At 64.7% G+C, this 22,293-nt stretch carries 14 protein-coding genes, 1 tRNA gene and 1 pseudogene; 7 read left to right on the top strand and 9 right to left on the bottom strand.

Annotated features, from left to right (window positions below):
- Positions 1–15 precede the first annotated feature (15 nt).
- The 3 genes and pseudogenes from phoU (at position 16) to rnt (ending at position 2,181) form a co-directional block, all read left to right on the top strand.
- The gene (gene phoU, locus A7D16_RS18965; protein ID WP_064634787.1) at positions 16–726 is read left to right on the top strand and encodes a phosphate signaling complex protein PhoU; all 711 of its coding nucleotides are present in this window, start codon (positions 16–18) and stop codon (positions 724–726) included.
- A 133-nt stretch (positions 727–859) separates the two neighbouring features.
- Positions 860–1,247 (top strand): annotated as a pseudogene (locus A7D16_RS18960) (RcnB family protein).
- A gap of 292 nt (positions 1,248–1,539) precedes the next feature.
- Positions 1,540–2,181 carry a ribonuclease T gene (rnt, locus tag A7D16_RS18955; RefSeq protein WP_095522463.1) on the top strand — a complete coding sequence of 214 codons (642 nt, stop codon included), beginning with the start codon at positions 1,540–1,542 and terminating at the stop codon, positions 2,179–2,181.
- Between the two features lie 460 nt (positions 2,182–2,641).
- On the opposite strand, the gene A7D16_RS18950 is transcribed toward rnt, so the two are convergent.
- The 4 genes from A7D16_RS18950 to rnr all read right to left on the bottom strand — a co-directional run bounded on the left by A7D16_RS18950 (position 2,642) and on the right by rnr (position 10,132).
- A complete protein-coding gene (locus tag A7D16_RS18950) occupies positions 2,642–5,677 on the bottom strand; it encodes a ligand-binding sensor domain-containing diguanylate cyclase (protein WP_064634784.1) in 3,036 nt (1,011 codons plus the stop codon).
- A gap of 262 nt (positions 5,678–5,939) precedes the next feature.
- Entirely contained in the window at positions 5,940–6,689 is a 750-nt protein-coding gene (gene rlmB / locus A7D16_RS18945) for a 23S rRNA (guanosine(2251)-2'-O)-methyltransferase RlmB (RefSeq protein WP_064634783.1), read from the bottom strand.
- A 324-nt stretch (positions 6,690–7,013) separates the two neighbouring features.
- Positions 7,014–7,478, bottom strand: coding sequence for a GFA family protein (locus A7D16_RS18940; protein WP_064634782.1), 465 nt, complete (start codon positions 7,476–7,478; stop codon positions 7,014–7,016).
- A gap of 128 nt (positions 7,479–7,606) precedes the next feature.
- On the bottom strand, positions 7,607–10,132 hold the full coding sequence (gene rnr, locus A7D16_RS18935; protein WP_064634781.1) for a ribonuclease R: 2,526 nt from the start codon (positions 10,130–10,132) through the stop codon (positions 7,607–7,609).
- Positions 10,133–10,253: 121 nt separating this feature from the next.
- On the opposite strand from rnr, the gene A7D16_RS18930 reads away from it, so the two are divergent.
- Positions 10,254–10,340 (top strand) — tRNA-Leu (locus tag A7D16_RS18930).
- A 140-nt stretch (positions 10,341–10,480) separates the two neighbouring features.
- Here A7D16_RS18930 and A7D16_RS18925 read toward each other — a convergent pair.
- Both A7D16_RS18925 and A7D16_RS18920 read right to left on the bottom strand, forming a co-directional pair.
- The gene (locus A7D16_RS18925; protein ID WP_193395487.1) at positions 10,481–12,004 is read right to left on the bottom strand and encodes a platelet-activating factor acetylhydrolase IB subunit; all 1,524 of its coding nucleotides are present in this window, start codon (positions 12,002–12,004) and stop codon (positions 10,481–10,483) included.
- Positions 12,005–12,344: 340 nt separating this feature from the next.
- Positions 12,345–13,463 carry an acyl-CoA dehydrogenase family protein gene (locus A7D16_RS18920; protein WP_239687051.1) on the bottom strand — a complete coding sequence of 373 codons (1,119 nt, stop codon included), beginning with the start codon at positions 13,461–13,463 and terminating at the stop codon, positions 12,345–12,347.
- A gap of 152 nt (positions 13,464–13,615) precedes the next feature.
- Between A7D16_RS18920 and A7D16_RS18915 the strand changes: the two genes are divergently transcribed.
- From A7D16_RS18915 to metH, 3 genes are all read left to right on the top strand, one after another.
- On the top strand, positions 13,616–14,611 hold the full coding sequence (locus A7D16_RS18915) for an ArsR/SmtB family transcription factor (protein WP_064634778.1): 996 nt from the start codon (positions 13,616–13,618) through the stop codon (positions 14,609–14,611).
- Positions 14,608–15,738, top strand: coding sequence for a homocysteine S-methyltransferase family protein (locus A7D16_RS18910; RefSeq protein WP_064634777.1), 1,131 nt, complete (start codon positions 14,608–14,610; stop codon positions 15,736–15,738). The genes A7D16_RS18915 and A7D16_RS18910 overlap by 4 nt, the downstream gene beginning before the upstream one ends.
- A gap of 148 nt (positions 15,739–15,886) precedes the next feature.
- Complete coding sequence (metH, locus tag A7D16_RS18905) at positions 15,887–18,661, top strand: methionine synthase (RefSeq protein ID WP_064634776.1); 2,775 nt, start codon at positions 15,887–15,889, stop codon at positions 18,659–18,661.
- A gap of 130 nt (positions 18,662–18,791) precedes the next feature.
- Here the strand turns inward: metH and A7D16_RS18900 are convergent, their stop codons facing one another.
- From A7D16_RS18900 to fucP, 3 genes are read right to left on the bottom strand one after another with little or no spacing between them, the layout of a single operon-like run.
- Complete coding sequence (locus A7D16_RS18900; protein WP_064634775.1) at positions 18,792–19,997, bottom strand: AGE family epimerase/isomerase; 1,206 nt, start codon at positions 19,995–19,997, stop codon at positions 18,792–18,794.
- Positions 19,994–20,980 (bottom strand): carbohydrate kinase family protein, encoded by a 987-nt coding sequence (locus A7D16_RS18895; RefSeq protein WP_064634774.1) that lies wholly within the window; start codon positions 20,978–20,980, stop codon positions 19,994–19,996. Before A7D16_RS18895 ends, A7D16_RS18900 begins: the two co-directional genes overlap by 4 nt.
- Positions 20,977–22,287 carry an L-fucose:H+ symporter permease gene (fucP, locus tag A7D16_RS18890; protein WP_064634773.1) on the bottom strand — a complete coding sequence of 437 codons (1,311 nt, stop codon included), beginning with the start codon at positions 22,285–22,287 and terminating at the stop codon, positions 20,977–20,979. Before fucP ends, A7D16_RS18895 begins: the two co-directional genes overlap by 4 nt.
- Between the last annotated feature and the right edge of the window lie 6 nt (positions 22,288–22,293).

Below are 22,293 nucleotides of genomic sequence, written 5' to 3'. Positions count from 1 at the left end.
CGAATCGAGATCACGATGAACCAGCACCTCAACGACCATATCGTCAAAAGCTACGACGAGGAGCAGCACCGTCTTGTCGCCGAGATCGTGCGCATGGGCGACACGGCGGTGGCGCAGCTGGAAGCCGCGCTGGATGTGGTGGAGCGTCGCGACGACAACGCCGCGCATCGCATCGTGGTCAACGACGAAGCGATCGATGCGCTGGAGCATGCGATCAGCCACGACGTGATGCGCCTGGCGTTGCGCGGTCCGATGGCGCGCGATCTGCGCGAGATCCTGGCCGGCCTGCGTATTCCGGCCGATATCGAACGGATCGGCGATTACGCGGCCAACGTCGCCAAGCGCTCGATCGCGCTCAACTCCGCGCCGCCGCTGCCACAGACCGTGGGCCTGCGTGCGCTGGGCCAGATGGCCGCCGATGCCGTGCGCGAGGCGGTGCAGGCGTACCGCAACAAGGATGCCGATGCGGCCATTCGCGTACGCGATGAAGACGCGCGCCTGGATGCGCAGTACACCGCGCTGTTCCGCGAGCTGCTCACCTACATGATGGAAGACCCGCGCAACATCACCCCATGCACGCACCTGCTGTTCATGGCCAAGAATCTGGAGCGCATCGGCGACCACGCCACCAACATCGCCGAGAACGTGTGGTTCCTGGTGCATGGCGAACAGCCGCTGCCGCCGCGTGTGAAGCGCGACGACACCAGCAGCACCGGCGTCATCTGAGCCATCGCAACGCTGCACTGCTTTTGCCATTCGCGCGCAGGATCGGCCAGAACGCCTTATTTTATTACGTATTCAGCTTCAAATGCCGCCAGTGAAGTCACACAGGCAGTTCCTGTGACGCAGGAGTACGCCGATGAAACGCGTCATTGGATCTTTCATGGTTTTGTCGCTGCTTGACGTCCGGTGCAGCGTTCGCAGCGCCGCAGCAACATGACGACCGCGACCGCGATCATGATCGTGGCCGCAACGAGCAGCGTCACGACGACCATGGTCCTGGCCGTCGCGATGACCACCGCGACCACAGGCACGACGACCGCCGCAACGCGCATCACGACGATCATCGCAACGACCACCGCGGCGAGCGTCTGGCACCCGACCATCGCGGCAACCGCGTTGCCCATTACCGCAAGCACCACCTCAAGCAGCCGCCGCGTGGGCATGAGTGGCGTCGCGTGGATAACAACTACGTGCTGATGGCCGTGACCACCGGGCTGATTGCCAGCGTCGTTACCGGCCGCTAAACGCCTGCTCCCCGTGTCGTTAGTGAGGCCCGGTCCGTGGCAACGCGGATCGGGCCTTTTTGATGGGGGTCCGGGGCGAGTGGTGCACGTCGGTGAGCGGTCGGCACGCGTCAGCCTGGCGCGAACGGCTTGCAGGCAACCGAGGTCGGTAATGCGCGCCAACTTGATTCCAACGTTGCAGGTCCTGCATGCCCTGCGGATGGCGCGCTGCGTGATGCGAGGCCTTGTGGCCGCCTGGGCAAGCGCACCAGCCTGCGGCCATGGCAGAGCCCGGCGTGCGACCTGCTAGGCTATGCCGATGAACGAACCGGTCGATGCGCAGCCTGCCCCCTCCTTTTTGCCCATGTCGCGACGCTTTCGCGGCTATCTGCCCGTGGTGGTGGACGTAGAAACCGGGGGGTTCGACTGGAACAAGCACGCATTGCTGGAAATTGCCTGCGTGCCGATCGAAATGGATGCCGACGGACGCTTCTTTCCCGGCCAGACCGCCAGCGCGCATCTGGTGCCTGCGCCGGGACTGGAGATCGACCCGAAGTCGCTGGAAATCACCGGCATCGTGCTCGATCACCCGTTCCGCTTCGCCAAGCAGGAAAAAGACGCGCTGGACCATGTGTTCGCTCCGGTGCGCGCGGCAGTGAAGAAATACGGCTGCCAGCGCGCGATCCTGGTCGGCCACAACGCGCATTTCGATCTGAACTTTCTCAACGCCGCGGTGGCGCGCGTGGGCCATAAACGCAATCCGTTCCATCCCTTCAGCGTGTTCGACACGGTGACGTTGGCCGGCGTGGCATATGGCCAGACCGTACTGGCGCGCGCGGCCCAGGCTGCAGGCCTGGACTGGAATGCCGCCGACGCGCACAGCGCGGTCTACGACACCGAACAAACCGCCCGGCTGTTCTGCACGATCGCCAACGCCTGGCCTGGGCCGGTGTGAGGTTCGGGATTCGGGATTTGGGATTCGGCATTCGGGATTTGTAAAAGCGCCGTGTTTCTGGGTTGACGGACAATAGCGCCGCTCCAAATCCCGAATCTCGGCTTCTTAATTGCGACGTTGCACAGCTGCGTGCTGCCGTACCCTCATCCGCCCTGCGGGCACCTTCTCCCGTAGGAGAAGGAAAGTGACGACGGCGCACGGCTAACGATCACGGCTGCCGATTCCCAACGGCGCGCCGCTGCGTGCTGCCGTACCCTCATCCGCCCTGCGGGCACCTTCTCCCGTAGGAGAAGGGAAGTGACAACGGCGCACGGCTAACGATCACGGCTGCCGATTCCCAACGGCGCGCCGCTGCGTGCTGCCGTACCCTCATCCGCCCTTCGGGCACCTTCTCCCGCAGGAGAAGGATATGCAGCATGGCCGTTGCGAATCCCAAATCCCGATTCCCGAATCCCGGCGTCTACCCCACACAGATCCGGTCGCGCCCGGCGCTCTTGGCCTCGTACAAGGCGTGATCGGCACGCTGCATCAGCGACGATCCGGTGTCTTCGTCGCGTAGCTCGGCCACGCCGGCGCTGAAGGTCACCTGCAGGCCGTCAATGCTGCCCCAGTCGTGACGGGCGTGGAACAGCGCGCGGATGTGCAGGCACAGCGCCTGCGCATCCTCCAGGGTGGTGTCGGCCAGCAACAGGGCGAATTCTTCGCCGCCCAGGCGGGCCGGTAGATCCGAAGCGCGTGCAGCGGCAATGAGCAGCACACCCACTTCATGCAACACCGCATCGCCGCTGGCGTGCGAGTAATGGTCGTTGATGCGCTTGAAGTGGTCGATATCCAGGATGGCCAGCACCAGCGGCCGCGCGCTGCGACGTGCACGGCTGATGTCGCGCGCCAGCGCTTCATCGAAGTGGCGACGATTGGGCAGCCCGGTCAACGCATCTTCATGCGCCTGGCGCTCGAACACATCGGATTTGATACGCAGGCGCGTCAGCAGTTCGCTCTTTTCCTGGTTGGCCTGCAACAGCCGCTGCGCCTGCAGCTGCAGGTCTTCGGTGCGCTTGCGCACCAGTTCGGCCAGGCGCGCGTTGTGGTTCTTGTAGCGATGCAGCAGCAGCCGATACAACAAGGCAAGCGCCAGGATCGTGCCCAGCACCGCAGCGAAACGCACATCCTGGCGTTGCCACCACAGCGGCAAGACATCGAACGCCCACACCGCTTCGTGCGGGCTCCACGCGCCGCCCGGGTGGCGCGCGGCCACATGCAGGCGATAGCTGCCGGGCGGCAGGCCGATGAACTCCACGCTGCGCTGGCGGCCACGCTCGGTCCAGTGATGGTCCAGACCCTCCAGACGCGTGCGGTATTCGATCCGCTCCGACAACAGGAAACTCATGCAGACGTAGGACACATTCAAGCGATGCCCGCCGGCCAGTTGCGCGCGCTGGCGCCACGCCAACGGGCTGCCATCCTGCTGCACGCTTTCGATCAATGCCGGCGGTGGGCGACGTTCGCGGAAGCGCTGCAGACGTGCCGGGTCGACCATGCTCACGCCACCGGCGGTGACCACCCACACCGTTCCATCGGCACGCCGGAGCATGCTGGGGCCGGAACTGCCGTTGGCCTGGGCGTTGCCCACGCCATCGATTTCGCCATAGCGTTCAATGGCGAGCGTGCCGTGCCCGTCGGCCACTGCATCGAGCGTCTTGAGTTCGGTGCGCAGCACACCGCGATTGCTGCTGATCCACGCATTGCCACGCCGGTCGTCGATGAGCTGGAATACCGTATCCACCGGCATGCCCTGCTCCAGACCTACGCGCGCCAGTACGCCGTTGCGCACGCGATACAGGCCGCGATCGGTGGATATCCACACATCGCGGCCGATGACCTGAAACCCGAACACGCTACGCGCGCCCCCCAGGCTTTCCAGGTTCAATTGTTGCAACTTGCCGTTGCGCAGCACCGCTGCGCCATCGACTGAACCGATCCACATCGCACCATCAACGTTGGCTAGCGCAGTCACCACGCCGGTGGGCAGGCCATCGACGGCCAACACCACGCGCTTGCCGTCCACCAACTGCACCACGCCGCGCTGGGTTGCCAGCCACACCATGTCGTGGTCGTCGATCACGATCGCGCGGATATGCCCGCTGGGAAGGCCGTCGGCGTCGCCGTAATGGCGCAGCAGGCGTCCATCGCGCAACACGAAGACGCCATCGGCATAGGTGCCCACCCAGAGGTCGCCGTGTCGGTCCAGCGCCAGACTGAGCACCGACAGACGCCGGCCGGACGGCATCACCATCGGCACCGGTACGATGCGCCCGTCCGGCAGCATCCGGTCCAGGCCGGCGGTTCCGGCGATCCACAGACTCCCGTCGCGGTCTTCCAGCATCGCGCGGCTGTAATCGCCGCTCAGCCCGTCGCGCTGGCTGTAGCTGCTGAACAAGGTCTCGCGCAGCCGGAACAGACCGCCGTTGGCGCCAACCCAGATGCTGCCTTCGGCATCTTCGCGCAGGCTGACGATGCGGCCGGTCGGCAGGCTGCGACCGGCCGGCAGATGCTCCACGCCATACGGCCCGATCCGCACCAGGCCCTGATTTTCGCTGCCCAGCCACAGAGCGCCGTGGCGGTCCTGCAGCATCGTCGTGAAATGGCCCTGCCCCGGCACCCGATGCACCAGCTCGGCATGCTCGCCCTGCAGGCGATACAGCTGATCGCCTGCTACCACCCACACGGTACCGTCGGGCGCGCGATACGGCCAGGCCAACCCCGGTGGAAACCCGAACGCCGCGGGCGCGCGGTGCATGCGCCCATCCGGCTCGCGGTAGATCAGCCCATCGAACGTGCCGATCAACAACCGTCCCTGCGCATCGAACAACATATGCGGAAAGCTGCTCTGCAGCGGGACGCCGTCGTCCGGCGGAAAATAGTCGAAGCGCCCATCCGGCCACAGGCAACCCAGTCCGCGCCCTTCGAACAACAGCCACATGCGGCCGGCAGCGTCCATGGTCATGGCGTGGATCAACGCCTGCGGCCACTGCCCTTGCCGCTGCCACTGCCGCCATTGCCCGTCGGCGCCATGTCGGACCAGATTGCCGCGCGCATCGCTCAGCCAGAGCGCGCCATCGCGATCCACATACAGCGCACCGACGCCGTTATCGGGCAGCCCCGGGCGCGTACTGCGATCGATCACGCCGAATTCCAGCCCGTTGTAGCGCACCAGGCCTTCCCAGGTGGCAAACCACAGATAGCCGTCGCGGGTCTGGGCAATGTCGCGCAAGGAGTTGTGCGGCAGCCCGTTGCGCGAGCTCCAGCTATCGATGGCGTAGTCGCGTAAGCGCGTGGTTGCAGTCGGTGCGGCAAGCGCCGCAACCGAACAAAAGGCCAACAGCAGGCAAACACCGATACAGAACCAGCGCCGCCATTGGTTGTTTGCTCGTCGTGCTAACGCCCGGACGCCACAATTGCTCTCGCCTGGTTGCCAGGCGCCCACCCCATCGTTCATCGCACACAACGCGCCGTTCGCTGGCGATATGGTAGGCAAAAATGCGTCGGCGCGTTCGCGGATGGCTGCCTACATGTCGAAAGGCTTGCTGCAACGCCCTGCGCATTTACCGGTAGCTGTCTTGCAGCCGCCATCTGCGCAGAAGTGCGCAGCCGGCGCTCGGCAGCGCAACTAGGAAGAGCCGGTGCTGACATGCACCGCGCGATGCATGTGCGATGGTGCGGCCGCCACGCCTGCGCTCACCCGCAGCACGAGCACGCGGTTACGCGCCCAGGCGCTGGCGCACGACCTCGAACAGGGTCACACCAGTCGCAACCGAGACGTTGAGGCTTTCAATTTCGCCGGGCATCGGAATCTTGACCAACCCGTCGCAATGCTCGCGCGTGAGACGGCGCAGGCCGTCGGCCTCGCCACCGAGCACCAGCCCGACATTGCCGCGTAGATCCACGCTGTACAACGACGCCTCGGCTTCGCCAGCCAGGCCGTACAGCCACACGCCCTGCTTCTGCAGATCGCGCAGGCAGCGGGCAAGATTGGTCACCGCCACCACCGGAATGCGATCGGCCGCACCGGCAGAGGTCTTGCGCACGGTGGCGTTCACCGTTGCCGACTTGTCCTTGGGAATCACCACGGCCGTGGCCCCGGCAGCTGCCGCGCTGCGCAGACACGCGCCGAGGTTGTGCGGGTCCTGCACGCCGTCGAGGATCAGCACCAGCGCGCGCCCTTCGGCAGCGTCAACCAGGCCTTCCAGCTCGTTCTCTGCCCATAGCCGCGCGGCGGCGTAACGCGCGGCCACGCCCTGATGGCGCACCTGCCCGCCCACGCCGTCCAGCGCCTGGGTGTTGACCCGGCGCACGTCGATGCCCTTGCGGCGCGCCTGTTCCTCGATCTCGGTGAGGCGCGGGTTCTTGCTGCCGGCCTCGATCAATACTTCGCGCACGTTATCGGCGTCGTTCTCGACGGACGAGGCGACGGCATTGACGCCGACGATCCACTGGTTCTGCTTGCTCATTGCGCGGGCATACGAAGAGATAAAGGGGAATGGTAGGGCCTGCGGCCTGTCACGTCACGGACGGGGCGCGAACGCTTGGGTGACACCGGCGACGCGCTGCCGCGCTGGCGATGCCCGGTATGCGGGGACTTGCTGGTGTAGCTGCAGCGCCAGCGCGTTCAAAGCGCGCGGCAGTGGTGCCGCCTTCGCGTCACGATCCGCTATCTGACGGTGCGTCGGTGTCGGTGACTCAACCCGGCGATGATCGGCAGCTAGCGGCGCGAGCGGGATGGCTGCGTGCCGCGATCAACAGCATGGCGAAGCCATCTTTACTGCTCAACTCGGTCATTGCGCGGTGTCGTGATCCGGATGCTGCCGCGATACTACGCTGGCCAAGAAGGCCTCCGCGTTGGCGTCATCTTCGGGCGGGCGTGTGGGCAACTGCGCCAAGGTATCGACGAAGGGCAGCTTACGGTCCAACCCGTACTGGATCTGCGGCGGCAACCGGTCAGGCGTATCGAAGGCGCCTGCGGCAACTGCCACGCCATCGGGCGCTTCATAGGTCAACGGTGTGCCGCAATCGGCGCAGAAACCGCGCTGCACCACCGACGAGGAGGCAAAGCGCTTGGGCGCGCCGCGGGTCCAGCGGAACTCGGTGCCGCGCACCGAGACCAGCGGCGCGTAATACGCCCCGAAGGCTTTCTGGCACATCCGGCAGTGACAGATCGACGCGTGCGCCAGCGCACCACGCACATGAAAACGCACGGCCCCGCACTGGCAGCCACCGCTGTAGTCGCTTGAAGTGTCCATCGTCTGCTCCGTACGTCAGCCTGCTACGGACGCCGTTGCGGATCGGCAAGACCCGCAAACGCCACACCTGCACTACCCGCCTCGCCGCATTGCGGGCTGCCGCCTGGGCCGCCCGCAACGCCGTTACCTCAGTACGGTTTTTTCTTGCGCTTGGCCGGCTTCTCGCGTGGTGGTAGCGGCGCTTCGGGTGCTGCGCCATCTTCGGCCAGGCGGAAGTCGATCTTGCGCTCTTCCATGCTGGCCTTGAGCACCAGCACGCGTACCGGATCGCCGAGACGGAACTCGCGACCACGGCGTTCGCCGCTGAGCGTCTTGCGGATCGGGTCGAACTGGTAATAGTCCTGCGGCAGCTGGGTGACGTGCACCAGGCCGTTGACCTTGGATTGCGTCAATTCCACGAACAGACCGAAGCCGGTCACGCCGCTGATCACGCCGTCGAACTGGCCACCCACATGCTTTTCCATCCACGCGGCGCGGTAACGCTCGTCCACTTCGCGCTCGGCTTCGTCGGCACGCCGGCCGCGCTCGGAGCATTGCAGCGACAACGCCGCCATCTGGCGTGGGGTGTAGATGAATTTCTCCGGGCTGGCGCCGGTCAAGGCGTGCTTGATCGCCCGGTGCACCAGCAGATCCGGGTAACGGCGGATCGGCGAGGTGAAATGCGCGTACGCCTCCAGTGCCAGACCGAAGTGACCGTTGTTCTCCGGCGAATACACCGCCAGGCTCTGGCTGCGCAGCAGCACCGACTCCAGCAGGGCCGCGTCCGGGCGCGCGCGCACCTTCTTCAGCAGCTTGGTGTAGTCGCCAGGGCGCACCTTGCTCCACGCCGGCAGGCTCAGCTGGAATTCCTTGAGGAATTCCAGCAGGTCTTCGTACTTGCTCTCCGGCGGGCGCTCGTGCACACGGTACGGTGCTGGCACATGCACGCTCAGCAGATAGCGCGCCGCCTCCACATTGGCGGCGATCATGCATTCTTCGATCAGCTTGTGCGCATCGTTGCGCACCAGCATGCCGGCCTGGGTGACCTCACCGGTGTTGTCGAGCACGAAGCGCACTTCGGAGGTTTCGAACTCGATTGCGCCACGATGCGTGCGCGCCTTCGACAGCACGTGATACAGCTGATGCAGGCGCTGCACCTGCGGCAGCATCGGGCCGATGAAGGCCTTGGTATCGGCATCGTCTTCGCCAACTGCCTTCCAGACCTGGTTATAGGTCAGGCGTGCATGCGAATTCATCACCGCTTCGTAGAAACGCGAGCCGGTCACTTCGCCATCGCGTCCCACCTGCATGTCGCAGACGAAACACATGCGGTCGACCTTGGGCATCAGCGAGCAGATACCGTTGGACAAGGTCTCCGGCAGCATCGGCACCACAAAACCCGGGAAATACACCGAGGTGGCACGCTTTTGCGCTTCGTCGTCCAGTGGCGTACCGGGACGCACGTAGTTGGACACGTCGGCAATCGCCACCACCAGACGGAAGCCCTCGGCATTGGGTTCGCAATACACCGCGTCGTCGAAATCCTTGGCGTCTTCGCCATCGATGGTGACCAGCGGCATCTGCCGCAGATCCACGCGCCCGCCGATCATCTGCGGCTCGACCACCAACGGCACGGCAGCCGCTTCATCCAGCACTTCCTGCGGAAATTCATGCGGCAGCTCGTGGCCGTGGATGGCCATTTCCACCACCAGCGACGGGGTCAGCTTGTCGCCCAGCACCGCGATGATCTTGCCGATCGCCGGGCGACGCGCGTCCGGCGGTGCGATCAGTTCGCACACCACCAACTGCCCTTCGCGTGCCTCGCCGATACCGTCCGGCGCGATCTGCACATTGCGCTGCACACGCTTGTCGTCCGGGTCGACATAGGCCACGCCGTGCTCGTAAAAAAAGCGCCCCAGCATGCGCGACATGCGGCGCTCGAGCACACGGGCAATCGCACCCTCGCGACGGCCGCGGCGGTCGATGCCGGTGACGTTGGCCAGTGCACGGTCGCCGTGCATGACCTTGCGCATTTCAAACGGCGGCAGGAACAGATCGTCGCCGCCTTCGTCTGGCTTGAGGAAACCGAAACCCTCCGGATTGGCGATCACCACACCGGCGATCAGGCTGGTCTGCTGCACCGGCGCGTAGCCGCCACGGCGGTTCTGCACCAGCTGCGCCTCGCGCACCATCGCGGCCAGGCGCTTGCCCAGCGCATCGATGCGATCGCTCAGGTTGAGCTGCTCGGCAATTTCTTCGGCGGTCTGCGGGCCGTCGCAGGCTTCAAGCAGTTGCAGGATGGCCTCGCGGCTGGCGATCGGCTCGGCATAACGCAGCGCCTCGCGGTCGGCATGCGGGTCCTTGAATTCGGCGGCAGCAGGCGCTGCGTTCTGGAAGCGTTCCGGCGGCGGCGCAGGCGGGCCACTCTTGCGCGGATGCGGTGCGCGCGGAGCCGGTGGCGTGGGCAGCGCCTCAGGCGGCTGTGGCGCCGCGCCGGCGGCCTTGTCGGCAGCGCGCTTGTTGGCGGACTTGGTCGATGCGCCGGCTGCGGCGCGGACCAGAAAGTCCGGCATCCAGCCCGGCAACTTCTGCTGTTCGGCGGTGCTGGACTCGCCCGCGCTGGTGGATTTGCGGCGACTCGGCCGATCGGAATCTGGGGTGTTTTTCTTTGTCATTGCTGACATGGTAACCCTTGGGGCCCTGGGATGGGCAGTACGGCCAGGGCCGCAGCCGGCGATTGCCGCGCACAAATCGTTGACAAGCCTGCGGAGAGCCTGCAAAATTAGCGGCTCACCTGCCCAGGTGGCGGAATTGGTAGACGCACTAGCTTCAGGTGCTAGCGGGGGCAACTTCGTGGAGGTTCGAGTCCTCTTCTGGGCACCAGTTTAAAAAGACCTCCGAGCGATCGGGGGTCTTCTGGTTTCTGGGCTTTGAAAACCTGGCGCCACTACGCCGGTGGCGCATCACCCCGCGCAGCAGCTGCGCTCGCCTTTCGACAGGTGCGCTCACGTGTGTCGTTCGCGCTAGGGCGTGGCAGCGATCCCCGCCTCGCGCAATGCCTGTGCCCAGATGCGGTAGCCGGCTTCGCTGGGATGGGTGCCGTCCGGCATCAGCGCTTGAGGCAGGCTGCCGTCGGGCTGTAGCAGCTGCTTGCCGATATCGACCAGGCGCACCGCCGGATCCCTGGCATAACGCGCAGCCAGCAGCCGGTTGGTCTCGGCGATGGGCGCGCGCTGCGCATCGCCGGCGTTGCGCCCGCGCGGCATGATCGCCATCAGGATCAGCGTGCTGTTGGGCAGGCGGCGGCGCACTTCGCTGACCACCGCCTGCACACCCAGCGCGGTTTCGGCAGGCGTGCTGGCGCGCGATTGCGCGGTGCCGGTGAGGTTGTTGGTGCCGATATGCAGCACCACCCAGCGCGGATCCAGGCCGTCGAGTTCGCCCTGGCGGATGCGCCACAACACGTTTTGTGTGCGGTCCCAGCCAAAGCCCAGATTCAATACCGGCCGCTTGCCGTACAGCCACTGCCAGGACTCCGGCCCACTGACGCGCGTGGCCTGGGGCGGCCCGGCCCAGAAGTGCGTGATCGAATCGCCGATCATCACCACCTCCGGCTTCAGGCTGCGTGCGACCGCCAGCGCTGCATGGTGGCGGGCGTACCAGTCGTAGGAATCCTGCTCCAGCCAGTCGACCGGCATCAGCGAGGTCGCGACGTCGCGGCCGAGTTCGGCAACCGGCTTGACTGGCGGCTCGCCAAGCAGCCGCGCCAGCGTGGGTTCAATCGCCTCGGCCAGCATGCGCTGCCCTTGCGTGTCCGGATGCAACGCGCCGGCGGCAGGACGGAACCGAGTGTCGTAGAACAACTCGGTGCGCAGCTTGCCGTCGCGCTGGAAGACTGCGCTCACATCCAGATAGGTCACGCGCGGGTTGTCGCCGTAGCGCACCGCCAGGCCCTGGTTGACCTGCGCATCGCGACGCGATTTTTCACCGGAAATATCACTGGGCAGCACGCTCAGCAACAGGATGTGCGTGCGCGGCAGCTTTTGTTCGAGCGCGGCGACCACCGCATCGATGCCCAGCTGGGTCTGCTCGACGCTTTGGCCGAGATGGCCGGTGTTGTTGGTGCCGATCAGCACCAGCGCGACCTTCGGCTGCAGCCCGTCGACTTCGCCATTGGCCAGCCGCCACAGCAGGTTTTCGGTGCCATCGCCACTGAAGCCCAGATTGAGTGCGCCGCGGCTGCCGTAGAAGGTCTGCCAGGTCGGCTGGAAGTCTTCGTCCGGCGCCTTGGCTTTTTCGTAGTTCTGGGTGATCGAATCGCCGATCAGCAGCAGCTTGGCATCCGGGTGTTGCTTGACCTGCTCCAGCACCTGCGTATGCCGCTGCGCCCACCAGGCTTCCTGCAGGCGGTCGGTCGGCAGGATCGACGGTGGCGGCGTTTGCGCGCCTGCCGCGGTGCAGACCAGCAACAGTCCCCAGCAGCACAACGCGTGTGCAAGGCCAGACAGCGAAACGCGAGACCAAGCAGCGTGCGAAAACCGGGACATGCGCGCACCAGAGGCTGAAGAAGCTGCGATTGTGATCCGCGCGCGCCGCGCACGACAAGCACGAACGCAGTCACCCGCGGTGTAGTGCTGTGAAGTATTTGCCGTGTGTGCCGGCGCCAGGCCACTGGCACAGCGCCTCGGTAATGCCAGACCGCTCACGCTCGCGTAGGAGCGCGCTTGCGCGCGATGAAGCGTTATCGATAGTGCTTCATCGCGCGCAAGCGCGCTCCTACCCGGCAGTGCAAAGCTATCGCCTGCACCAGGGTGACGGATCGACCGCTGCGCAGCGTGGGCCAGTGGCGTTGCCGCATCCAGCGGCAACGCTGGAGCGCGGCCGACCTCAGCGCAAACCCGTCTCGCCGCGCGCGATCACCAGGCGCTGAATTTCCGAGGTGCCCTCGTAGATCTCGGTGATCTTGGCATCGCGGAAGTAACGCTCCAGCGGCATCTCTTTCGAATAGCCCATGCCGCCGTGGATCTGCACCGCCTGGTGGGTGATCCACATCGCCGCTTCGGACGCGGTGAGCTTGGCCACCGCCGCCTCGGTGCCGAACTTTTGCCCCTGCCCCTTCAACCAGGCCGCGCGCAGCGTCAGCAACAGCGCTGCATCCAGCTTGCACTTCATGTCGGCGATCTTGGCCTGGGTCATCTGGAAGGTGCCGATGGCCGCGCCGAAGGCCTTGCGTTCTTTCACGTAAGCCAGCGTGGCCTCGTACGCCGCGCGCGCGATGCCGACCGCCTGCGAGGCGATGCCGATGCGCCCGGCATCGAGCACGCTCATCGCGGTCTTGAAGCCCTCGCCTTCCACGCCCAGCACTTCGTCGGGCTGCGCGATGTAATCGGCAAACTCGATTTCGCAGGTGGCCGAAGCGCGAATGCCCAGCTTGGGTTCGGTCTTGCCGCGGTGAAAACCGGCGCGATCGGTGTCGACCATGAACGCGGTGATGCCGCGCGAGCCCTTGTCCGGCTCGGTCACTGCAAACAACACGATGTACTTGGCGACCGGGCCGGAGGTGATCCAGCTCTTTTTGCCGCTGATGACGAAGCTGCCATCGGCCTGCTTGACCGCGCGGCAGCGCATGGCCGAGGCATCCGAGCCGGACTGCGGCTCGGTCAGCGCAAACGCACCGATGTGCGTGCCTTCGGCGATCGCGCGCACGTACAGCTGCTTCTGCGCTTCGCTGCCGTTTTTCAAAATGCCGGTGCAGAATAGCGAGTTGTTGACCGACACGATGGTGGAGTGCGCACCGTCGGCGGCCGCGATCTCGATCATCGCCAGCGCATAGCTGATCGGGTCCATGCCGGCGCCGCCATACTCGGCCGGCACCTCGATGCCCATCAGGCCGTTTTCGCCCAGCAAGCGGATATTTTCCAACGGGAACTCGCCGCTGCGGTCGAACTGCTCGGCGCTGGGCGCGATCTTTTCCTGCGCGATGCGGCGGGCCACATCCTGGATCATCAATTGTTCTTCGGTAAAGCTGAAATCCACGTCGCACCCCTCCAGGCCTGAGCTGAGTGGCCATTGTAGCGCCAACCATTCGCATGCGTATGTAGTTGACCACACCTGCCACCCGGCCGAAAATATCTCCATATCGCGATATAGAGATATTCATGGATCTGAAAGGCTGGTCGGCCCGCCTGAAGGTATTCGCCGACGCCACCCGAGTCCGCCTGCTGACCTTGCTGGAGCAGGAAGAACTCACCGTGGCCGAGCTGTCGGCCATCACCCGGTTGGCACAGCCGCGCGTGTCCACGCATCTGGCCAAACTCAAGGAAGCCGGACTGGTGCGCGATCGCCGCGCCGGCGTGTCTGCGTACTACCGTTTCGATGAAGTGTCGCTGGACCCGGCCCAGCGCGCGCTATGGCTGGCATTGAGCACCGGCAGCGACGACCCGCTATTGCGCCAGGATGCCGAGCGCGTGGCTGCAGTGCTGGCCAACCGTGCAGCCGACCAGAACTGGGCCGACTCGGTAGCCGGCGACATGGAGCGGCATTATTCGCCCGGCCGCACCTGGGAGGCCTTGGCGCGCACCGCGCTGCCCCTGCTGGAAACCGGCGACGTGCTGGACATCGCCTCCGGCGACGGCGTGCTGGCCGAACTGGTGGCACCGCACGCCACCCGCTACATCTGCATCGACACCAGCGCCCGCGTGGTCGCCGCCGCCAGCGAGCGCCTGCGCAAGCTGCGCAACGTGGAAGTGCGCGAAGGCGACATGCATGCACTGCCTTTTCCCGATGCCAGCTTCGACCTGGTGGTGCTGATGCATGCGCTCACCTACGCGGCAAAACCGGCACAGGCAGTGGCCGAATCGGCGCGTGTGCTGCGCCCCGGTGGCCGCCTGCTGCTGTGCAGCCTGGCCAAGCACGAACACCGCGCTGCAGTGCATGCCTACGGCCACGTCAATCTCGGCTTTGCCGCCAAGGAATTGCGCAAGTTTGCCGAGAAAGCGGGGCTGGACGTCTCCAGCCTGGAGACGGTGACACGCGAAAAACGCCCACCGCATTTCGAAGTGATCTCGTTGATTGCGATGAAGCCGGGAATGGGGAATCGGCAATCGGGAATCGTTGAAAGCAGCGCCACCGCCTCACGGAGCATCGCATCATGACGCCTGCAGCACTCCACTCCCCCATCGCGCACGCGCTGCCCTGGTTGCACCCCGAGCGCGCGGCCAAACTCACCGCCGCGCTGGCCGAACGCATCCTCATCATCGATGGGGCGATGGGCACCATGATCCAGCGCCACGATCTGCAAGAGTCCGATTATCGGGGCAGTCGCTTTGCCGACGGCTACGACAGCGCGCATGCGCACGGCCCCGGTTGCGACCATGCCCATGCGCCGGAAGGCCACGACCTCAAGGGCAACAACGATCTGTTGTTGTTGAGCCGCCCCGAGATCATCGCCGGCATCCACCGCGCCTATCTGGATGCAGGCGCCGATCTGCTGGAAACCAATACCTTCAACGCCACTTCGGTGAGCCAGGCCGACTATCACCTGGAACATCTGGTGTACGAGTTGAACAAGGCCGGCGCGCAGGTGGCGCGTGCGTGCTGCGATGCCGTCGAGGCATTGACACCGCACAAGCCGCGCTTTGTGATCGGCGTGCTCGGCCCCACCAGCCGTACCGCCTCGATCAGCCCGGACGTCAACGACCCCGGCTACCGCAACACCAGTTTCGATGCGCTGCGCGAAACCTATCGCGAAGCCATCGACGGCTTGATCGACGGCGGTGCCGATACGCTGATGGTGGAGACCATCTTCGACACGCTCAATGCCAAGGCCGCGTTGTATGCGATCGAAGAGGTCTTTGAAGCACGTGGCGGACGCTTGCCGGTGATGATCTCCGGCACCATTACCGATGCTTCCGGGCGCACCTTGTCCGGACAGACGGCAGAGGCGTTCTATGCCTCGGTCGCGCACGGGCAGCCGCTTTCGGTGGGTTTAAATTGCGCGCTGGGCGCCAAGGATCTGCGCCCGCATGTGGAAACGCTGGCGCAGATCGCCGACGCCTATGTAAGCGCGCATCCGAACGCCGGTTTGCCAAATGCCTTCGGCGAATACGACGAAACACCGGAGGAAATGGCCGAGACGCTGCGCGAATTCGCGCAATCCGGCCTGCTCAATCTGGTCGGCGGATGCTGCGGCACCTCGCCGGACCACATCCGCGCCATTGCCGAAGCGGTAGCGGATCTGCCGCCGCGGCAGTTGCCCGGTGCGCAGGAGCTGGCAGCGTGATGAGCACACCGCGCCAACAGCCGCGCTGCGCACCGTACTTGCCGAATGCGCTGGCGAAAAGCAGCGCTGATCCGCAGCGGTTGGGCGTGTTTGGTTTGCAGTCCTCTTCCCCGCGGCGCGCGCAGCCGTCTTTCTGCCTGGGCTTTGCATGAGCACTCCCCGCTACACCCGCCTGTCCGGCCTGGAACCGTTGGTCATCACGCCTGACCTGTTGTTCGTCAACGTCGGCGAGCGCACCAACGTCACCGGCAGCGCGCAGTTTCGCAAGCTGATCAAGGAAGAACGCTACGAAGAGGCGGTGGAGGTTGCACGTCAGCAAGTGGACAGCGGCGCGCAGATCCTCGACGTCAACATGGACGAAGGCCTGATCGATTCGGAAAAAGCGATGACGCGTTTTCTCAATCTGATCATGTCCGAGCCAGACATCGCGCGCATTCCGGTGATGGTGGATTCGTCCAAATGGAGCGTGATCGAAGCGGGATTGAAGTGCCTGCAAGGCAAGAGCGTGGTCAACTCCATCTCGCTCAAGGAAGGCGAAGCGCAGTTCATCGAACAGGCGCGCAAGGTCTTGCGCTACGGTGCCGCCGCGGTGGTGATGGCCTTCGACGAAGTGGGCCAGGCCGATACCTGCGCGCGCAAGGTCGAGATCTGCACGCGCGCCTACAAGGTGCTGACCGAACAGGTGGGCTTCCCGCCGGAAGACATCATCTTCGACCCGAACATCTTTGCCGTGGCGACCGGCATCGAAGAACACGACAACTACGCGGTGGATTTCATCGAAGCCACGCGCGAGATCAAACGCACGCTGCCGCATTGCCATATTTCCGGCGGCGTTTCCAACGTGTCGTTCTCGTTCCGCGGCAACGAGAGCGTGCGCCAGGCGATCCATTCGGTATTCCTGTTCCATGCGATCAAGGCCGGCATGGACATGGGCATCGTCAACGCCGGCGGCATGCCGATCTACGACGAGCTGGACCCGGAACTGCGCGAACGCGTGGAAGACGTGATCCTCAACCGACGCAAGGACGGTACCGAGCGCTTGCTGGAAATCGCCGAGCGCTATAAAGGCAGCAAAGGTGCAGCGAAAGTCGAAGACCTCGCCTGGCGCGAGAAGCCGGTGCGCGCGCGTCTGGCGCATGCGCTGGTGCACGGCATCGACGCATTCGTGGAAACCGACACCGAGCAAGCGCGCCAGCAATCCACGCGCCCGCTGGACGTCATCGAAGGTCCGTTGATGGACGGCATGAACGTGGTCGGCGACCTGTTCGGCGCCGGCAAGATGTTCCTGCCACAGGTGGTCAAATCCGCGCGTGTGATGAAGAAAGCGGTGGCGTATCTGCTGCCGTATATCGAAGCGGAAAAACTGCGAACCGGCGATATCGGCAAGTCCAACGGCAAGATCATCATGGCCACCGTCAAGGGCGATGTGCACGACATCGGCAAGAACATCGTCGGGGTGGTGTTGGCCTGCAACAACTTCGACGTGGTGGATCTGGGCGTGATGGTGTCGGCCCAGGTGATCCTGGACCGTGCACGCGCAGAGAATGCGGACCTGATCGGTCTCTCCGGCTTGATCACGCCTTCGCTGGAAGAGATGTCGCACGTGGCGCGCGAGATGCAGCGGCAGGGCTTCGAGATCCCGCTATTGATCGGCGGTGCCACCACCTCGCGCGCGCACACGGCGCTGAAGATCGACCCGCATTACACCGCGCCCACCGTGTGGGTCAAAGATGCTTCGCGCGCGGTGGGCGTGGCGCAATCGCTGATTTCGCGCGACCTGCGTCAGGCCTTCGTGGCCGCCAACGATGCCGACTACGCCGAAATCCGCGCGCGCCATCGCAACCGCGGCGATGCCAAGCGTTTGGTGTCGCTGGAAAAGGCGCGTGCGCAGCGCTTCGATGGCGATTGGGCCAGCTACACCCCACCCGCCCCGCGCCAGCCGGGCGTCCACGTGTTCGACGACTACCCGCTGCAGGAGCTGATCGACCTCATCGACTGGACCCCGTTCTTCCAGGCCTGGGAGCTGGCCGGCAAATTCCCCGCCATCCTCAGCGACGAGGTCGTCGGTCCTCAGGCCAGTGAGCTCTATCGCGACGCACGCCGCATGCTCAAGCAGATCGTCGAGGAGAAGTGGCTGACGGCAAAGGCCGTGTTTGGGCTATGGCCGGCCAATAGCGTGGGCGATGATGTTGAAGTGGTGCTTGGCCGGGACCGGGGACCCGGGACCGGGGACCCGGAAACGCAGGACACCCCATCTCGGCCAGACGAAACGGCCGCCTCTGCCGTGTCCCCGGTCCCCGGCCCCCGGATGCTCCATTTTCTGCGCCAGCAAGTCGACAAACCTATCGACCGCCCGGATTTCTGCCTGGCCGATTTCATCGCGCCCAAGGACAGCGGCAAACAGGACTGGATCGGCGCGTTTGCGGTCACGGCAGGCATCGGCATCGACCCGCATGTGGCCCGCTTTGAAGCGGCGCACGACGACTACAACTCCATCCTGCTCAAGGCATTGGCCGACCGCCTGGCCGAAGCATTGGCCGAGCGCTTGCATCAACGTGTGCGCACCGAGTTCTGGGGCTATGTCGACGACGAAACCCTGGATAACGAAGCATTGATCGCCGAGCGCTACCGCGGCATTCGTCCTGCCCCCGGTTACCCGGCCTGCCCGGAACACAGCGAAAAACGCACCCTGTTCAACCTGCTCGATGCAGAGCAGAACACCACGATGACGCTGACCGAAAGTTTCGCGATGCTGCCCACCGCCGCGGTGTCCGGCTATTACTTCAGCCATCCCAGGAGCCAGTACTTCGTGGTCGGGCGCCTGGGCAAGGAGCAGGTTGCCGACTATGCCAAGCGCAAGGGCATCACGCTGGCATTGGCCGAACGTTGGCTGGCATCCAACCTGGATTACGACCCGGAATAAGGCCACCGCGGGTATCGTAGGAGCGCCCTTGGGCGCGATGGGCGTTATCTGTAAGGCCCAATCGCGCCCAAGGGCGCTGCTACCCGGTAGCGCTACCGCATTGCGCGGCAGCGCGTCGATCACACCAGTATCAAACTGCCGGCCGCAGCACGTTCAAGACTTCGTGGCACGCGCCCATGGTGTGGTAATCGGTCTTGCCTGCCGGGCTTTTCTCATCGCTGTACTTGCGGTTGTCCGCATCCAGTATGCGATACCACGCGCCGTACTGATGGTCGATCATGTGCGCCCACGAATAGGCCCACAGCTTGTCGTACCACTGCCAGTAGCGATCATCGCCACTGCGCTGGGCCAGCAACGCGGCAGCAGCCAACGACTCGGCCTGCACCCAGAAATACTTGTCGTCGTCGCAGACATTGCCATCGGGATCGAAGCCGTAATACAGCCCACCGCGCTGCGCATCCCATGAGCGCTCCACTGCCACATCGAACAGGTGCTGCGCAGTCGGCAGCAACCAGTCGGCCGGCGCATACCGATCCAGCAGCATCAGCAACTTGGCCCATTCGGTCTGATGGCCCGGCTGAAAGCCCCACGGGCGGAACAGGTGCTTGGGATTGTCGCGGTTGTAATCCCAATCGATATTCCACTGCAGATCGTAATGCTCCCACACCAGCCCATCGGCCTTGGCCGCCTGGCGCCGGGTCATGTTGTCGGCCAGCAGCAGTGCGCGATCAAGATAGCGCTGTTCGCCGCTGGCCTCGTACGCGGCGATCATCGCCTCGCACATGTGCATGTTGGCGTTCTGACCGCGGTAACTGGTGAAGTTGAACTGCGCATCGGCTTCGTCGCGATACAGGCCGAACTCCGCTTCCCAGAAGTGTTTTTCCAGCAGCTGCCAGGTTTCGTCCATCCACCCACGCGCCTCGTCGACGCCGACCTTCAGGCCGCACGAATACGCCAGCAGCACGAAGGCCACGCCGTAGCAGTGATTCATGTCGTCTTCGACCACGCCATCGCGCAGTGTCCACGCATAACCGCCGGTTTGCGGATTGCGATGCACGTTGCGCAGATAGTCCAGCCCGTGCCGGACCGCCTCTAGATACGCGGCATCGCCGAACTCGCGATAAGCCATCGCGTAGTTGAAAACGAAACGCGTGCTGCTCACCAGATGCCGATGCCCGGCGTCGTAGATGGAGCCGTCATCGCGAAAGTACTGGAAAAACCCGCCCGCCGGGTCGATCGCGCGTGGATGGTAGAACGCCATGGTGTCGGCGATGTGCTGGCGCAAAACGTCAGCCGAACGGAAATCGGGTGCGGGTGTTGCAGGCAAACGGCTCATGCTTGTTCCTGGATCAGAGAATGGACATCATCGATGCCGGGCATCGCCGCGAACGCGCCCTTGCGCGTCACTGCCAGCGCACCGACCGCGGCAGCAAACCGGATTACCTCGTGCATTGCCGCTGGATCGCCACATAGCTGCTCCAGCGAGGACGCGCGCGCAGCCAGCTGATACAGCAGACCACCAACAAACGCGTCACCCGCCGCAGTGCTGTCGCGCACCTGCACAGTGAACGCGGGGACCTGGCCGGAATCGGTGCGGGTCTGCCAGTGCACGGGGCCGCCACCATCGGTGACCAGCAGCCAGGTCGCGTTGCCTTGCCACAGTTTCTGCGTCACTGCGCTGGCATCGCTGTCCAGCGTTCCGGCCAGATAGTCGAGCTCTTCGCGCGAGAGCTTGACCACGTCGGCCAGGGCCAATGCTTCCCACAGCACCGGCGCCGGGTTCACGTCCTGCGGCCACAGCATCGGGCGCAGGTTGAGGTCGAGGCTGACGATGGCACCACCGGCGCGCGCACGGCGCATGCCGTCGAGCGTGCACTGCGCAATCTCCGGCTCGGTCATGCTGTTGGAACACACGTGCAGCACCGCCGCCTGCGCGAAGCCATCGGCGGCAAAGTGCTCGGGGCGGAACAGCAGATCCGCTGCGGGCGGGCGGTAGAAGCTGAAACTGCGCTCGCCCGCTTCGTCCAGCGCAACGAACGCCAGCGCAGTCTTGGCCTGATCGGTACGCACGATGCCATCGGTCACCACGCCGGCCTGCTGCAGGCTCTGCAGCAGGAAGTCGCCGAACATGTCGCGCCCGAGCATGCCGACAAAATGGGCCGCACCGCCGAGCTTTGCCACAGCGACAGCCACGTTGGCCGGCGCACCGCCAGCATACTGCGCGAAGGTGCGCGCATCGTCGGTGCTGGCCTGTGGCAAGGCCAGCATGTCGATCAAGGCTTCGCCGAAGCAGATCACCTGGTTCTTGACCGCACTCATGCGCGTGCCTCCGCCAGTGCGCCGCGCAAACGCGAACCCCAGATGCCGTAGAACACGATGTACAGGTAGCACAGCAGCGGCAACACGAACGACTCATGCAGGCCGATGCGGTCGGCGAGCAGGCCCTGCAGATACGGCACGATGGCGCCGCCGACAATGGCCATGATCAACAGGCTCGACGCACGCCCGGTCAGCGCACCAAGCCGCTCGATGCCCAGGGTGAAGATGGTCGGGAACATGATCGAATTGAATAGGCCGATCGCCACCAGCGCATACACCGCCAGCATGCCGCCGCTGGCCATGGTCAGGCCGAGCAGCAGCGCATTGATCGCAGCGAACACCGACAACAACACGCGCGGCGACAATTTGGCCAGCAGCGCCGAGCCGATGAAACGACCGATCATCGCCAACGTCCAATATGCCGACACATACGTGGTCGCCTCACGCTCGGTGAAGCCGCCGATCTGCGGCAACGAGAAGTAATTGACCATCAGGCTGCCGATCGCCACTTCCGCACCGACATAGAAAAAGATCGCCAGTACACCGAAGCGCACATGCGGGTGACGCAGGGCATCGAGCAGGGAATGCGTGCTCTGTTCCTTCTGTGCGCTTGCATCTGTCAGCGCCGGCAGACGGAACAGAAACACGAAGATCGCCAGCAGGAACAATACGATGCCCAGGCCGATATAAGGCCCCTGCACCGCCTGCGCTTCCTGCACGCGATAAGCCAGTTGCTCGGCTTCCGGCAAGGCCTTGAGCTGGTCGCCGCTCATCACCGTGTTGGACAGGATCAACCAGCCACCCAACAGCGGCGCGATCGCGGTGCCCAGCGAGTTGAGCGCCTGCGCCAGGGTCAAACGGCTGGATGCACTGCGCTCGGGACCCAGCAGGGCGACGTACGGATTCGCCGCTACCTGCAAGATGGTGATGCCGGTGGCCAGCACGAACAATGCGCCGAGAAATGCGCCGTACACGCGCAGTTCCGCCGCAGGCCAGAAGCCCAGTGCGCCGACCGCTGCCACCGCCAACCCGGCCACGATGCCCTGCTTGTAGCCCAACCGGTTCACCAGCCAACCGGCCGGCAGCGACATCAGGAAATACGCACCGAAGAAGGTGAACTGCACCAGCATCGCCTGCGCGAAGTTGAGTTCGAACACCGCTTTCAAATGCGGAATCAGGATGTCGTTGAGGCAGGTGAGAAAGCCCCACATGAAGAAGATCGTGGTGACCACCGACAACGCGACGCCGTTGTTGACGGGCGCCTTGTTGCCGCTGGGCACGGAGGATTGCGTGGAAAGGGAAACCATAGGGAT

This window comes from Xanthomonas nasturtii (assembly GCF_001660815.1).
Lineage (GTDB): Bacteria > Pseudomonadota > Gammaproteobacteria > Xanthomonadales > Xanthomonadaceae > Xanthomonas > Xanthomonas nasturtii.
The sequence above is the reverse complement of the archived record's forward strand: the minus strand, read 5'-3'. Positions and strand labels throughout refer to the sequence as shown.

Excerpts from the sequence above, each read along its gene's own strand:
- phoU (WP_064634787.1), top strand. The coding sequence starts at position 16 with ATGAACCAGCACCTCAACGACCATATCGTCAAAAGCTACGACGAGGAG.
- rnt (WP_095522463.1), top strand. The coding sequence starts at position 1,540 with ATGCCGATGAACGAACCGGTCGATGCGCAGCCTGCCCCCTCCTTTTTG.
- A7D16_RS18950 (WP_064634784.1), bottom strand. The coding sequence starts at position 5,677 with ATGAACGATGGGGTGGGCGCCTGGCAACCAGGCGAGAGCAATTGTGGC.
- rlmB (WP_064634783.1), bottom strand. The coding sequence starts at position 6,689 with ATGAGCAAGCAGAACCAGTGGATCGTCGGCGTCAATGCCGTCGCCTCG.
- A7D16_RS18940 (WP_064634782.1), bottom strand. The coding sequence starts at position 7,478 with ATGGACACTTCAAGCGACTACAGCGGTGGCTGCCAGTGCGGGGCCGTG.
- rnr (WP_064634781.1), bottom strand. The coding sequence starts at position 10,132 with ATGACAAAGAAAAACACCCCAGATTCCGATCGGCCGAGTCGCCGCAAA.
- A7D16_RS18925 (WP_193395487.1), bottom strand. The coding sequence starts at position 12,004 with ATGTCCCGGTTTTCGCACGCTGCTTGGTCTCGCGTTTCGCTGTCTGGC.
- A7D16_RS18920 (WP_239687051.1), bottom strand. The coding sequence starts at position 13,463 with ATGATCCAGGATGTGGCCCGCCGCATCGCGCAGGAAAAGATCGCGCCC.
- A7D16_RS18915 (WP_064634778.1), top strand. The coding sequence starts at position 13,616 with ATGGATCTGAAAGGCTGGTCGGCCCGCCTGAAGGTATTCGCCGACGCC.
- A7D16_RS18910 (WP_064634777.1), top strand. The coding sequence starts at position 14,608 with ATGACGCCTGCAGCACTCCACTCCCCCATCGCGCACGCGCTGCCCTGG.
- metH (WP_064634776.1), top strand. The coding sequence starts at position 15,887 with ATGAGCACTCCCCGCTACACCCGCCTGTCCGGCCTGGAACCGTTGGTC.
- A7D16_RS18900 (WP_064634775.1), bottom strand. The coding sequence starts at position 19,997 with ATGAGCCGTTTGCCTGCAACACCCGCACCCGATTTCCGTTCGGCTGAC.
- A7D16_RS18895 (WP_064634774.1), bottom strand. The coding sequence starts at position 20,980 with ATGAGTGCGGTCAAGAACCAGGTGATCTGCTTCGGCGAAGCCTTGATC.
- fucP (WP_064634773.1), bottom strand. The coding sequence starts at position 22,287 with ATGGTTTCCCTTTCCACGCAATCCTCCGTGCCCAGCGGCAACAAGGCG.